The following is a 13,561-nucleotide window of genomic DNA, read 5'->3' as shown; positions in this document are numbered from 1 at the left end:
TCCGATGCCTCAAACGCTACGTCGCCCGCGAGCTCTACCAGATCATCACCACAAACGATCTTAGACTCGCCGCTTGACATCCATAAGAGCATCCCGCAGGCCGCGCCCGCACTGGAGCCGCGGAGCCCGCACGGGGAGTCCCCGTGCGGGCTCCGCGGCGTGCGGGCGGGCTCCGCGGCGTGCGGGCGGCCGCCGGTCACCGGGCGCGGGTCACCCGGCGCGTTCCCGGACGAGGGCGGCGAGGTCCATCCGGGCGAGGCCGCGCAGGCCGGGGCGCTGCGCGAGCCAGGCGACGGCGAGCACGGCCAGCGCCGACCAGGCGTACGTCGCTGGCGCGATCTCGGCGCGGAAGGACATCAGGTCGCTGTTGAACGCCCCGAGGAACGCCCCGGTCGCGAGCCGTCCGAGGATCAGGCCGGGGACCGCGCCGGCGGCGGTGACGAGGAGGTTCTCGGCGGTGACGAGCCGGGCGAGGCGGCGCCGCCCGACGCCGGCGGCCCGCAGCGTGGCCAGTTCGGTGCCGCGCTCGGCGAGGTTGACCGACAGGGTGGCGAACAGGACGGTGAAGGCCAGCAGCCCGCCGAACGCGAGCATGACCGCGACGAACACGTAGAACAGGTCCATGTACCGGTCCATGGTCTTCTTCAGCGCCTGCGCGTCGGTGTAGGCGACGACGCCGGGCCGGGCGGTGAGGGCGCGCTCGACGGCGGCGCGGTCGGCGCCGGGGTCGAACGCCACGAGGACGCTGCCGGGCCGCGCGCCGGGGTCCCACGCGGCGACCTGGCCGAGCGCGGCGTAGGCGCGGGTGCCGAGCGGCTCGTCCACGAACCCGGCGACGGTGGTGGTGACGGTGCGGCCGCCGGCGAGGCGCAGCCCGATCCGGTCGCCGGTGTCCACGCCGAGCCTGCCGCGCAGGGCGGAGCCGAGCAGCGCGCCCCGCGCGGGCAGCGCCCGCTCGCCGCCGCCGGGGGTGAGGAACCGGTGCATCCGGGTCCGCTCGGGCAGCCCGACGACGGTGGTGGAGTACCCGGCGCCGCCGGAGGTGATCGTGACGTCCAGGTGCGCGGCGGGCTCGGCGGCGCGGACGCCGGGCGTCCCGGCGATCGCGGCGAGCCCGGCGCCGCCGAGGGGGCGGCCGAGCGTGAGCTCGGCGTCCTGCCGCTGGATCCGGTCGAACTGGCGGGACACGGTGGCCTGGGAGGAGTCGAGCATCCCCCACGACACCAGGATCAGCACGAGCGCGAGGACGACGCCGGCCATGGTGTAGAGGGTGCGGCGGAACTGGCGGACGGGGCCGCGCAGCACCAGCCACGCCCCGGCGGGCAGCCTGCCGGCGAAGGGCAGCGCCCGCTCCAGCCGGGCGAGGAGCCCCGCTCCCCCGGTGCGGGGGACGGTGCCGCGCATCGCCTCGGCGGGCGGGACGCGGGCGGCCGACACGGCGGGCGCGAGGGCGGCGAGGGCGCCCGCGCCGGTCCCGAACGCGAGCCCGGCGAGGACGGTGGAGGCGCGGACCGACACCAGCGTCTCCGGCAGCCCGATCGCGTCCCCGTACAGCCGCGTCACCGTCCCGGCGAGCGGCAGCGCCGCGGCGACGCCGAGGACGGACCCGGCGGCGCCGACCGCGGCGCCGGTCGCCAGGTAGTGCGCGAGGAGGGTGCGGCGGCGGAACCCGCTGGCGCGCAGCGTCCCGATGACGACGCGGTCGCGGGCGACGCGGCGGGTCAGGACGACGTACACGGCGACGCCCGCGGCGGCGAGGAACAGCAGCGGGAACATCACCGCGAGCTCGGAGAACCCCTTGATGTCCTCGGCGAGGGTGGCGTTGGAGGGCTGCTCGGCGCGGGTGACCGCGGCGCCGGCGCCGTGCGCGCGGGCGGCGCCGGTCAGGGCGGCGTCCAGGCGGGCGGCCCGGTCGCGGCCGGTCTCGGTGTAGTACACGGCGACCTGGTTCGGGGAGGCGGCGCCCGCGAGCCGGCGGGCGAGCGGCTCGGGGACGAACAGCACCCCGAACGAGCCGGGCGCGGGCAGCACGTTCTGCCGGCTGGCCGCGGGCCACAGGTACTCCGGCGAGGACGCGGTGCCGCGCACCCGCACCGTCCGCCACGCGCCGCCGTCCCATACCGAGACCCCGTCGCCCGGCTTCAGGCGGGCGTGGCCGGCGATGTGCCGTTCGGCGAGGACGCCGTCGGGCTCGGCGGGGTCGAGGTAGGAGCCGGTGAGGACCTTCACCCGGTTCACTTCGGGCTGGGACCCGGGGGGCAGCCCGACGACGCGTCCGACGAGGGTGTCCCCTCCGGGCATGCGCAGCGGCACGTCGGCGACGGTGCGCACGGCGGCGGCGGCCACGCCCGGCCGGGACGCCGCGTCCGCGGCGATCGCGGCGGTGTCGCCGCCGGAGAGGGTGAGGTCGGCGAACCGGAGGTCGCGGAAGGTCTGCCGGTATCCGGCGTCGAGGTTCTTGTAGGCGTCGTAGGACGCGCCGAACAGCGCGACGCCGAGCATGACCAGGACCACCACCGACACGAGCTGCGCGGGGCGGTGCCGCAGGTCGCGGCGGAGCTTGGTGCCGAGGACGCTCACCACGTCACCTCGCCGGCGCCGGCGGGCGCGGCGTTGGCGGTGACCTCGACGATGCGGCCGGAGCGCATCCGCACCACGCGGTGCGCGATCGCGGCGATGGCGGCGTTGTGGGTGACGACGAGGACGGTCCGCCCCTCGGCGTTGAGGTCCTTCAGGACGCGCAGGACGCCGCGGCCGGTCTCCAGGTCGAGGGCGCCGGTCGGCTCGTCGCACAGCAGCAGCTCGGGGTCCTTGGCGATGGCGCGGGCGATCGCGACGCGCTGCTGCTCGCCGCCCGACAGCTGTGCGGGGAAGTGCCCGGCGCGGTCGGCGAGGCCGACGGCGGCGAGCGCGGCCTCGGCCCGCGCGCGGTCGCCGCGGCCGGTCAGCTCGGCGACCAGCCGGACGTTCTCCAGGGCGGTCAGCGACGGGACGAGGTTGAAGAACTGGAACACGAACCCGACGGTGTCGCGCCGGTAGGCGGTGCGGCCGTCCTCGCCGAGCCGGGAGATGTCGCGGCCGCCGGCGGAGACCTCGCCCGCGGTGGCGGGCTCGATCCCGCCGATCAGGTTGAGCAGGGTCGTCTTGCCGGACCCGGACGGGCCGAGCAGCACGGCGAACTCGCCGCGCCGCACCTCCAGGTCCGCGTCGCGCAGCGCGTGGACGGCGGCGTGCCCCGTCCCGTAGGTCTTGCCGGCGCCGCGCAGCTGGACCGCCGGCAGGGCGTCCGCCCGCGCGGTCCCGGCCGCGCCGGCGGGGGCCGGCTCACTGCCGTGTCGCGTCATCCTCGTCTCCTCCGTCTTGGTCGGCGCGCCCGGGCTCTGGGCCGGGTGCCGGGCCGGGCCCGGTGCCGGGCGGGCGCAGCAGGGCCAGCAGCCCGGCCGCCGCGTCGCCGGCCTCGGTCCCGGGGTCGATCAGCACGTGCATGAGCAGCCCGTCCAGCAGGGCCGCGATCGCCACGGCGAGGCCGCGGGGGTCGGCGTCGGGGCGCAGCGCCCCGGCCTTCCGGTCCTCGGCGAGCCGGGCCGCCAGCAGGTCGCGGAACATCCGGATCTGCCGCTCGGTCTCGGCGCGCAGCTCCTCGTCGCGGACGCCGTGCAGCATCGCCTCGACCATCACCCGCTGCCCGGCGGTGCCGGCGCCGCGGTCCACCAGCGCGCGCACCGCCTCGGCGACCCCGGCGAGGGTGTCCTCGGCGCGCAGGATCGCCTCGACCGGGCCCTCCAGCTCCTGCTCCACCGCGTGCAGGACCGCGGCCCGCCGCAGGGCGTCCACGGACCCGAAGTAGTAGTGCACGAGCGCGTTGTTGGCCTGCGCCCGGTCGGCCACGGCCCGGGAGGTCACCGCGGCCCAGCCGCCCTCGGCCATCACCGCGACGGCCGCCTCCAGCAGCCGGATCCGGGTCGGCGTTCCGCCGTCCGCCATCGCCCCCACTCCTTGGTCACTCGCTTTAAGCAACTGACCAACACGGTAGACCTGATCGTTGCACCGTGCAACAGTCCAGGTCGGGGGCGCGCGAGAACGGGCCGGGGGCATGCGAAAAGCCGCCGGCCGCCCGCACCCGGAAGGTGCGTGCGGCCGGCGGGAGCGGCGCGGCGCGGGACCCGGTCAGGCGTCCCGGCGCTTGAGCAGGTACGCGGCGACGGCGAGGAGCGCGGCCGTCCAGGCGGCGAAGACGCCGTACCCCTGCCACGGGGACAGGATGTCGTCGGGGCCCTGGTGCGCCTTGGCGATCAGCGAGCCCGCCTCCGAGGGCAGGTAGGCGTGGATGTGGTCGCCGACGGTGCCGGGCAGCAGCATCGCCAGCGGCGCCAGCACCAGCACGAACCCGATGACGCCGGTGATCCCGCCGGCGGTGTGCCGCACGATCGCGCCGACGGCGAGCGCGAACAGGCCGAGCATCGCCAGGTACAGGCCGCCGCCGATGACGGCGCGCAGCACGCCGTCGTCGCCGAGGGACACCTCGATCTTGTCGCCGCTGATCGCCGCGCCGATGAAGAACGACCCGAACGACACCGCGATGCCGAGGACGAGCACGACCGCCGCGAACACGGTCGCCTTGGCCCACAGCATCGGCAGCCGCCGCGGCACCGCGAGCAGGCTGGCGCGGATCATGCCGGTGGAGTACTCGGAGGCGATCACCAGCACGCCGAGCACGCAGATCGCCAGCTGGCTGAGGAAGAACCCGCTGCCGAGGATGAAGCTGACCGGGTCGGCGGCGATCTGCGCCCGGTCGGACGGGGTGGTGTTGTCCCACTGCGCGACGGTGAGGCCGACCAGCAGCGCGGTGAAGCCGAGGTCGAGGACGACCAGCAGGATCAGCGACCACAGCGTGGACCGGACGGTGCGGATCTTCGTCCACTCGGCGAGCAGCAGCCGCCCGAAGCCGGGCCGGGCGTACTCGGGCTGGCCGGCCTGGGGCGCGGCGGCGGTGGCGGTGGCGGGCGGGGTCATCGCTGCTCTCCCTCTGCGCCCGGGACGGCCTCGGGCGCGGCCGCGGCGCCCGGGAGGGCGCCGGGGGCGCCCTCGCCCGCGCCGTACTCGACGCTGTCGCGGGTCAGTTCCATGAACGCCGCCTCCAGGGAGCCCCGGGTCGGGGTCAGCTCGTGCAGGACGATCCCCTCGGCGGCGGCGAGCTCGCCCACGCGGGGCGCCTCCATGTGGGTGACGGTGAGCAGGCCCTCGCCGCCCGGCTCGGCCTTGCCGCCCTCGGCGGAGACGACGGCGGCGAGCCGCTCGGCGTCGGGGCTGCGCACGACCACCGCCTTGTGGGTGCTGCGCTCGATGAACTCCTCGGTGGAGCAGTCGGCGATCAGCCGGCCGCGGCCGATGACGATGAGGTGCTCGGCGGTGACGGCCATCTCGTTCATCAGGTGGCTGGAGACGAACACCGTCCGGCCCTCGGCGGCGAGCCGCTGCATCAGCGTGCGGATCCACACGATGCCCTCGGGGTCCAGGCCGTTGACGGGCTCGTCCAGGATCAGCACGGACGGGTCGCCGAGCAGCGCGGCGGCGATGCCGAGCCGCTGCCCCATGCCGAGGGAGAACCCGCCGGCGCGCTTGCGGGCGGGCCCGGCCAGCCCGACCAGGTCGATGACCTCGTCGACGCGCCTGCGGCCGATGCCCTGCGTCTGCGCCAGGCACAGCAGGTGGTTGTAGGCGCTGCGGCCGGTGTGCACGGCCCGCGCCTCCAGCAGCGCGCCGACCACGCGCAGGGGCGCGTGCAGGTCGCGGTAGTGGCGGCCGTGGATGCGGGCGTCGCCGCGGTCGGGCCGGTCCAGGCCGAGCAGCAGCCGCATCGTGGTCGACTTGCCCGCCCCGTTCGGGCCGAGGAAGCCGGTCACCCGGCCGGGGACGACCGTGAAGGACAGGTCGTCCACGGCGGTCTTGTCGCCGTAGCGTTTGGTGAGGTTCTCCGCCTCGATCATTCACACGTCCCGGTCGGTTCGGCGGCGGTCTTGGTGATCACCGTCACATTAGCGCGTCCGGCGCGGCGGGCGGATCCTCCGGAGTGCGGAACCGCCTCCGACCTGGGTAGGGTCCCCCCGCGGCTGCGGCTCGCGCCGCCCCGGGCTTATTGACCGGTCGTCAATAGGTGCGGGAGGATGGCGGGCACGACCCGACCGCTCGGGAGGCACGCTTGCCCGCCACACCCCCGATCCCCGCGCCCGACCTGCTGGCCGAGCGGCTCGCCGACCGCGACACGCTCCGCGCGCTCGCCGCCGAGCCCCTGGTGGGCCTCGCCGCCGGCCGGGCCCTGCTCATGCAGCTCGCCCACCCGGCCGTGGCCGCCGGCGTCGCCGAGCACAGCGACTTCGCCGACCGGCCCCTCGCCCGCCTGTTCGGCACCCTGGACTTCCTGCTGATCACCACGTTCGGGACGCCCGAGCAGGTCGGCCGGATCGCCGCGAAGGTCCGCGGCATCCACGGCGCCGTCCGCGGCGAGGGCTACTCCGGCAACGACCCCGGCCTGCAGCTGTGGGTCAACGCCACCCTCATCGACTCGGCCCTGTACGTCCACGAGACCCTCATGCGGCCCCGCGACGACGGCCTGCCCGAGGAGTACTACCGGCAGGCCCGCATCGTCGCCGAGGTCCTCGGCTGCCCGCTGGACGCCCAGCCCGCCGACCTCGCCGCGTTCCGCGCGTACACGGCCGCCACGCTCGCCTCGCTGGAGGTCACCGACACCGCCCGCGAGGTCGCCGCCGCCGTGCTGTGGCCCCGCAGGCTGCGCGCCCTGTTCCCCGCCCTGGCGGTGTTCCGGCTCGTCACCGCGGCGATGCTGCCCGAGCCGCTGCGCGAGCAGTACGGGCTGCCGTGGACGCCGGGCCGGCGCCGCGCCGCCGCGCTGCTGCTCGGCACCGCCTCCGCCGTGCACCGGGTCACGCCGGGCGTGGTGCGGCGCCCGCCGCAGCCGCTCCTGGTCCGCCTGGCCGCCCACCGCGTGAACCGCACCCTCTCGGCCCGCCGCGCCCGCCGCCGCGACGGCCGCCCCTGACCCCGCGGGCCGGGAACCGGGCGGCCTGTCAGGCTACGGACGAGTACGCCACGACGCCGCGGCGCATCGCGTCCATCGCCCGCCGCGCCGTCTTGCGCAGGTGGCTGTTCTCCGGCGCCGCGTCGACGATCTGGCCGAGCAGGTCCAGCAGCTGCTTGACCGCGCGGACGAAGTCGCCCGCGGTCAGGTCGCTCTCCAGCAGCACCTCGTCCAGGTCGTCGCCCTTGGCCCACCGGTACGCCGTCCACGCGAACCCCAGGTCGGGCTCCCGCAGGAACGACACCCGGTTGTCGCGCTCGACCGCGTCCAGCTCCCCCCACAGCCGCACCATCGCCGCGAGGGCCTCCTGCGCGGCGCCGCCCGGCGTGCGCGGCGGCGCCGCGTCGTCGGGCTGCCGCGACTCGTACACCAGCGCCGACACGCACGCCGCCAGCTCGGCGTGGCCGAGCTTGTCCCACAGGCCCTCGCGCAGGGACTCGGCGGTCAGCAGGTCGAGCTCGTTGTAGATCCGGCCGAGGCGGCGGCCCGCGTCGGTGACGGCGTCGCCGTCGAGGTACCCGAGCTGCTGCAGCACCGCGCACACCCGGTCGAACGTCCGCGCGATCACCTGGGAGCGGCCCTCCACCCGGCGCCGCAGCTGCTCGGTCTCCCGGTCCAGCCGGTGGTACCGCTCCGCCCAGCGGGCGTGGTCCTCGCGCTGGTCGCAGCCGTGCACGGGGTGGCGGCGCAGCTCGGCGCGCAAACGGGTCACCTCGGCGTCCTCGGCCGCGGCCGAGTCGCCCCGGGTCCGCTTGCGCTCCCGCACGTCGTCGGGCACCCGGTTGCGCAGCGTCGACGCCAGGTCGCGGCGGTCCTGCGGGTTGCGGGGGCTGAACGACTTCGGGACGCGGATCCGGTCGACGGGCTCCACCGCGCGGGGGAAGTCCTGCACCGACAGCCGCTGCACCGACCGGTTCACCGTCAGCACCAGCGGGGCCGGGCCGTCCGAGCGGCGCCCCACCCCCGGGTCCAGGACGACGGCGAGGCCCGACCGCCGCCCCGACGGCACCAGGATCACGTCGCCGGGCCGCAGCCGCTCCAGCGACTTCGCCGCCTCGGCGCGCCGCGCCGACGACCGCTCCCGCGACAGCTCCGCCTCCCGGTCCGACAGCCGCCGCCGCATCGCCGCGTACTCCATGAAGTCGCCCAGGTGGCACTGGGCGGCCTCCGCGTACCCCTCCAGCGCCTCCTCGTTCTTGCGGACCTGCCGGGCCAGCCCGACCACGGCCCGGTCGGCCTGGAACTGCGCGAACGACTCCTCCAGCAGCGTCCGGGCCCGCTCGATCCCGACCGCGCCGACCAGGTTCACCGCCATGTTGTAGGACGGCCGGAAGCTGGAGTTCAGCGGGTAGGTGCGGGTGCCGGCGAGGCCCGCGACCGACGCCGGCTCCACGTTCGGGCCCCACACCACCACGGCGTGGCCCTCCACGTCGATGCCGCGCCGCCCGGCCCGGCCCGTCAGCTGCGTGTACTCGCCGGGCGTCAGGTCGACGTGCGCCTCGCCGTTCCACTTGTCGAGCTTCTCGATCACCACGGTGCGGGCCGGCATGTTGATGCCGAGCGCCAGCGTCTCCGTCGCGAACACCGCCTTGATCAGCCCGCGGGTGAACAGCTCCTCGACGATCTCCTTGAACGTCGGCAGCATCCCGGCGTGGTGGGCGGCGACGCCGCGCTCCAGCGCGGCCAGGAAGTCGCCGAACCCGAGGATCCGCAGGTCCTCCGGGGCGATGTCGGCGGTGCGCAGCTCGGCGTGCGCGCGGATCTCCTCCGCCTCCTCCTTGGAGGTCAGCCGGATCCCCGCGTGCAGGCACTGCAGCACCGCGGCGTCGCAGCCCGCGCGGGAGAAGATGAAGGTGATCGCCGGGAGCAGCCCGGCGCGCTCCAGCCGCTCGATCACGTCCGGGCGGGCCGGCGGCCGGAACCGCTGCGGGCGCGGCGCCCGCCGCCGCCCGGTGCGGCGGCCCTGGTTGACCTTCGCGCGGCGGACCTCCTCCACCGCCATCCGGGTCAGCTGCGGGTTCAGCCGGGCCTGCCGGTCCCCGCCCTTGCCGGTGTCGACGAACAGGTCGTACAGGCGGGTGCCGACGAGCATGTGCTGGAACAGCGGGACGGGCCGGTGCTCGTCCACGATCACGGCGGTGTCGCCGCGGACCTCGTGCAGCCACTCGCCGAACTCCTCGGCGTTGGACACCGTCGCCGACAGCGCCACGATCCGCACCGAGTCCGGCACGTGGATGATGACCTCTTCCCAGACGGCGCCGCGGAACCGGTCGGCGAGGTAGTGCACCTCGTCCATCACCACGAACGCCAGCCCCGCCAGGGTCTGCGACCCCGCGTACAGCATGTTCCGCAGCACCTCGGTCGTCATCACGACGATCGGCGCCTCGCCGTTCACGCTGTTATCGCCGGTCAGCAGCCCCACCTTCTCCGGCCCGTACCGGCGGACGAGGTCGGCGTACTTCTGGTTCGACAGCGCCTTGATCGGCGTGGTGTAGAAGCACTTGGTGCCGCCGGTCAGCGCCAGGTGGACGGCGAACTCCCCCACCACGGTCTTGCCCGAACCGGTGGGCGCGGCGACCAGGACGCCGCTGCCGTCCTCCAGCGCCTGGCACGCCTCCAGCTGGAACCGGTCCAGCTCGAAGTCGTACAGGGTGCGGAAGTCCAGCAGGGCGGGGCCCTGCCCCGCGGTGCGCCTGCGGTAGGCCGCGTAGCGCTGGGCCGGGGACTGCTCGGCCGACGTCGTGTCGGGGGTGGTCATACTTCGAGCCTACGGTTTCGACCGGCCCGATACCCAATCAGCGGGCCCGCTCGCCCTTCTCCAGTTCGGCGTCGATCGCCTCGAGGTCCAGCGGGGACGCCTCGTCGTCGGCCAGGCCCGCGTACGGGTCGGGCCGGTTGGCGCGGCGGCGGTCGTTCAGGAACGCCAGCAGCGCGGCGACCTCGAACAGCAGCACCGTCGGCAGCGCCAGCGCCAGCATCGTGAACGGGTCCGCGCTCGGCGTCGCGACCGCCGCGAACACGAAGATCCCGAACAGGATGAGCCGCTGCGACCGGCGGATCCGCGACGAGCTCAGCACCCCCGCCAGGTTCAGCACCACCACGAACAGCGGGAGCTCGAACGTCAGCCCGAACACCAGCAGCATCGTCAGCACGTAGCCGAGGTAGCTGTCCACGGTGATCAGCGGTTTGACGTCGTCGGCGACGAAACCCAGGAAGATCGCCAGGCCCTTGTCGACCGTCAGGTACGCCAGGCCGGTGCCGACGAAGAACAGCGGGACCGCCGCGGCCAGGAACACGTACGTCCAGCGGCGCTCGCGCTGGTACAGCCCCGGCGCGATGAACGCCCACATCTGGTACAGCCACACGGGCGCGGACACCACCGCGCCGATGATGCAGGAGATCTTCAGCTTCAGGAAGAACGAGGAGAAGATCCCGTTGACGAACAGGGAGCACTGGTCCTTGTCGACCACGTGGGACTGCGGCAGCGAGCAGTACGGCTGCTTGAGGAAGTCCCAGACCGGGTCGAACAGCAGCCAGCCGGCGATCGCGCCGACCACGAAGGCCAGGATCGCCTTGATCAACCGGTTGCGCAGCTCACGGAGGTGGTCCATGAGCGGCATGCGGCCGTCGGGGGCTTCACGCCTGTTCAGCTTCATCGCGGGCATTCAGGACGCTCGGGGGCGGAGCGGATCGTCGCGGCGGCCGTCAGCCCTGGCGGAGCCGGTCGGGGTCCGACACCGGCACGCCCTGGATCGGCTCACCCGAGGCGATCGCGCCGCGCGGGCGCTGCCCGGTCTCGGCGGCCGCGGCCTCGCGCTCCAGCCGGGCGGCCTCCTCGCGCAGCCGAGCCGCCCGCTCGCGCGCGTCCGCCTCACCCTGCGACGCGGCCTGGGCCGGCTGCGCCGGCTGCTCGGCGGGGGCGTCGTCGTCCTCGCGCAGGCCCTTGGTCTCCGCCTTCAGGATCCGCGCCGACTTGCCCAGCGACCTCGCGAGCTGCGGCAGCTTCGCCGAACCGAAGATCAGCACGACGACCAGCAGGATGATGAGCAGTTCGGGAGTCCCGATGTTCGGCATGGCAATCCTCTTCAGCAGACGGCACTCACGCAGATCGTACGCCCTCGCCGGACGTTTGTGACGACCGGGATTCGTCGAGGCGGGAGAGTTCATCGCGCAGCGCCGACCGTTTGGGTTCCAGCCGCCGCCTCGTGCGCTCCAGTTCACGACCGAAACGCCGCACGCCGAGCCACACCTTGAACGCGCACCAGGCGAGCACGGCCAGACCGGCGAAGCCCAGCGACACCGACACCGCGACCCACATCACCCGGCGAGGCTACCCGATCGCCGGGCGCGCCCGTGGCGGGGCCGGGCGAGGGCGCGGCCCGGCGCGCGGGGCTCAGGCGAGCCCGTAGCGGGACAGGGCCCGCGCGGCGTCCTCCCGCACCCCGGCGGCGACGGCCTCGGGCGCCACCACCCGGCCCTGGTCGCCGAGCCGCAGCGCCAGCCCCCGCACCCAGCGCGCGTCCGGGGTCCGCAGGACGACCCGCAGCCGCCCCTCCCCCAGCTCCTCCACGCTCTCGCACGGGTAGTAGTCCGCCACCCACCGGCCCCGCGGCGTCAGCTCCAGCGTCACCGCCGCGTCCTGCGGCGACGGCCGGAACAGCCCGGCGTCCACGTCGATCGGCTCCGCCTCGTCCGGCACCTCGGCGGGCACGTCCAGCACCGCCAGCCCGGCGATGCGGTCCAGCTTGAACAGCCGCACCGCCTCCGCCCGCCGGCACCACCCCTCCAGGTAGGTGTTGCCCTCCACCACCAGCAGCCGCATCGGGTCGACGTCCCGCTCGGTGTTCTCGTCCCGCGCCGGCACGTAGTACGTCAGGTGCACGCGGCGGCCGCGCGCGATCGCGTCCCGCAGCACCCCCACCGCGGTGCGCGCCGGATCCGCGGTGCCGCCGTAGGCGTCCACCTCCACCGCGACCTGGCTGGAGGCCGCCGCGGCCTCCCCCGCCGCGCTCTCCAGCTTCGCGATCACCCGGCTCAGCGCGTCCCGGTCGTCCAGGTCCGGGATGCCCGCCAGCATCCGCAGCGCCACCAGCAGCGCCGACGCCTCGTCGGTCTTCAGCCGCAGCGGCCGCGCGATCGACTCCGCCTCCGCCACCGTGATCTCCCCGCCCTCGTAGGACAGGTCGATCGGGCAGTACGGGTCCGGCGCCCGCAGCTCCACGCACCACAGCAGGTTCAGGTCGTCGATCAGCTGCTTCTCGGTCACCCCGAACGCCGCCGCCGCCTCGCCGAGCAGCACCGAGTCCCGGTTGACCACGTACGGGACCAGGGCCAGCAGCCGCCCCAGCCGGTCGGTGGACGTCGTCGCCGAAGCCCTCCCGCTCATCGCACCTCCCCCTCCGGAGCCGGGCGGCCGCCCGCGCCCGCCAGCACCGACTTCAGATGCTGGATCACCGCCTCCCGCAGGTCGGGCGGGTCCAGCACCACGACGTCGTCGGCGAACCGCGCCAGGTACGGCGCGAACCGGTCCACGTCGCGGAACGTCAGCACCGCCTCGTCCCACTCGCCGTCCCACGCCGCGTCCTCCACCGGGCGCACGTCGCGCGCCCACCGCCGCGGCCCCTGCGCCGCGCCCCGCCGCAGCCGCACCACCGCCGGCCGCGGCTCGCTCACCGGGTCGCCCCAGTCGAACGCGATGCGCCGCACGTCCACGCCCTCGGGAACCGAGACCGACCCCGCCGGGCCGTCGGCCGCGACCTCGCCCACGATGCGGCTCAGCCGGAACACCCGCTGCTCGTCGCGGTCGCGGTCGAACCCGACCACGTACCAGCGGCCCCGGCGGGACACCACGCCCCACGGCTCCAGGTGCCGCCGCACCACCGACGTCCGCCCGATGCCCTGGTAGTCGAACGCCACCGGCCGGCCGTCCCGCACCGCCTCCCACAGCGCCGCGAACGACGGCTCGTGGGTGTTCACCCGCGGCTCGATCCCCACCGCCGGCGCCGCGTCGGTCTCCACCCCCGCCGCGCGCAGCTTCAGCAGCGCCCCCGACGCCGCCTCGGCCATGCTCGCCCGCTGCCACACCCGCGCCGCGAGGCCCAGCACCGCCGCCTCGTCCGGTGTGAGGTGGATGTCGGGCAGCTCGTAGGCCTGCGGCGGGATCCGGTACCCGATCTCCTCACCGCCGCCGCCCTGCAGGTCGCTGCCGACCTCCAGCGGGACGCCGAGCTCGCGCAGCTCCTCCTTGTCCCGCTCGAACATCCGCTTGAACGCCTCGTCGGAGTCCGGGTAGCCGGGCACGGCCCGGCGGATCTGCTCGGCCGTCAGATAGCGCCGGGTCGCGAGCAGGCAGACCACCAGATTCAGCAGGCGCTCGGTCTTGCGCCGCGACACTCCGCCACCACCTCGTTCCCTCGTGTCCCCGCGCGGCCCGCCCCCGCCGGGTGGGCCGGACGTCCCCGCGAG

General features: G+C 75.2%; 12 protein-coding genes. 1 reads left to right on the top strand and 11 read right to left on the bottom strand.

Annotated features, from left to right (window positions below; all coding sequences use genetic code 11):
- Nucleotides 1-210 precede the first annotated feature (210 nt).
- The 5 genes from CHF16_RS11790 to CHF16_RS11770 form a co-directional block, all read right to left on the bottom strand.
- Nucleotides 211-2,580, bottom strand: a complete 2,370-nt coding sequence (locus CHF16_RS11790) for an ABC transporter permease (protein ID WP_143227950.1) — start codon at nucleotides 2,578-2,580, stop codon at nucleotides 211-213.
- Entirely contained in the window at nucleotides 2,577-3,344 is a 768-nt protein-coding gene (locus CHF16_RS11785) for an ABC transporter ATP-binding protein (protein ID WP_089326000.1), read from the bottom strand. The genes CHF16_RS11790 and CHF16_RS11785 overlap by 4 nt, the downstream gene beginning before the upstream one ends.
- A complete protein-coding gene (locus CHF16_RS11780; RefSeq protein WP_179271485.1) occupies nucleotides 3,325-3,984 on the bottom strand; it encodes a TetR/AcrR family transcriptional regulator in 660 nt (219 codons plus the stop codon). The genes CHF16_RS11785 and CHF16_RS11780 overlap by 20 nt, the downstream gene beginning before the upstream one ends.
- 183 nt (nucleotides 3,985-4,167) lie before the next feature.
- On the bottom strand, nucleotides 4,168-5,013 hold the full coding sequence (locus CHF16_RS11775; protein WP_089325998.1) for an ABC transporter permease: 846 nt from the start codon (nucleotides 5,011-5,013) through the stop codon (nucleotides 4,168-4,170).
- Nucleotides 5,010-5,987, bottom strand: a complete 978-nt coding sequence (locus CHF16_RS11770; RefSeq protein ID WP_089325997.1) for an ABC transporter ATP-binding protein — start codon at nucleotides 5,985-5,987, stop codon at nucleotides 5,010-5,012. Before CHF16_RS11770 ends, CHF16_RS11775 begins: the two co-directional genes overlap by 4 nt.
- A gap of 212 nt (nucleotides 5,988-6,199) precedes the next feature.
- Between CHF16_RS11770 and CHF16_RS11765 the strand changes: the two genes are divergently transcribed.
- A complete protein-coding gene (locus CHF16_RS11765; protein WP_245868382.1) occupies nucleotides 6,200-7,057 on the top strand; it encodes an oxygenase MpaB family protein in 858 nt (285 codons plus the stop codon).
- 28 nt (nucleotides 7,058-7,085) lie between these two features.
- On the opposite strand, the gene CHF16_RS11760 is transcribed toward CHF16_RS11765, so the two are convergent.
- From CHF16_RS11760 to CHF16_RS11735, 6 genes are all read right to left on the bottom strand, one after another.
- Nucleotides 7,086-9,854, bottom strand: a complete 2,769-nt coding sequence (locus CHF16_RS11760; protein ID WP_089325996.1) for a DEAD/DEAH box helicase — start codon at nucleotides 9,852-9,854, stop codon at nucleotides 7,086-7,088.
- 37 nt (nucleotides 9,855-9,891) lie between these two features.
- Nucleotides 9,892-10,752 (bottom strand): twin-arginine translocase subunit TatC, encoded by an 861-nt coding sequence (tatC, locus tag CHF16_RS11755; protein ID WP_089326026.1) that lies wholly within the window; start codon nucleotides 10,750-10,752, stop codon nucleotides 9,892-9,894.
- A gap of 49 nt (nucleotides 10,753-10,801) precedes the next feature.
- Nucleotides 10,802-11,170 (bottom strand): Sec-independent protein translocase subunit TatA, encoded by a 369-nt coding sequence (tatA, locus tag CHF16_RS11750; RefSeq protein WP_089325995.1) that lies wholly within the window; start codon nucleotides 11,168-11,170, stop codon nucleotides 10,802-10,804.
- Nucleotides 11,171-11,195: 25 nt separating this feature from the next.
- Nucleotides 11,196-11,414 carry a hypothetical protein gene (locus CHF16_RS11745; protein ID WP_089326025.1) on the bottom strand — a complete coding sequence of 73 codons (219 nt, stop codon included), beginning with the start codon at nucleotides 11,412-11,414 and terminating at the stop codon, nucleotides 11,196-11,198.
- Between the two features lie 75 nt (nucleotides 11,415-11,489).
- Nucleotides 11,490-12,482 (bottom strand): helix-turn-helix transcriptional regulator, encoded by a 993-nt coding sequence (locus CHF16_RS11740; RefSeq protein WP_089325994.1) that lies wholly within the window; start codon nucleotides 12,480-12,482, stop codon nucleotides 11,490-11,492.
- Complete coding sequence (locus CHF16_RS11735) at nucleotides 12,479-13,489, bottom strand: helix-turn-helix transcriptional regulator (RefSeq protein WP_089325993.1); 1,011 nt, start codon at nucleotides 13,487-13,489, stop codon at nucleotides 12,479-12,481. The genes CHF16_RS11740 and CHF16_RS11735 overlap by 4 nt, the downstream gene beginning before the upstream one ends.
- Between the last annotated feature and the right edge of the window lie 72 nt (nucleotides 13,490-13,561).

This window comes from Actinomadura meyerae (assembly GCF_900188445.1).
GTDB classification, from domain to species: domain Bacteria; phylum Actinomycetota; class Actinomycetes; order Streptosporangiales; family Streptosporangiaceae; genus Spirillospora; species Spirillospora meyerae.
Note: the sequence above shows the minus strand (reverse complement) of the source record. Positions and strands in the feature narration are given on the sequence as shown.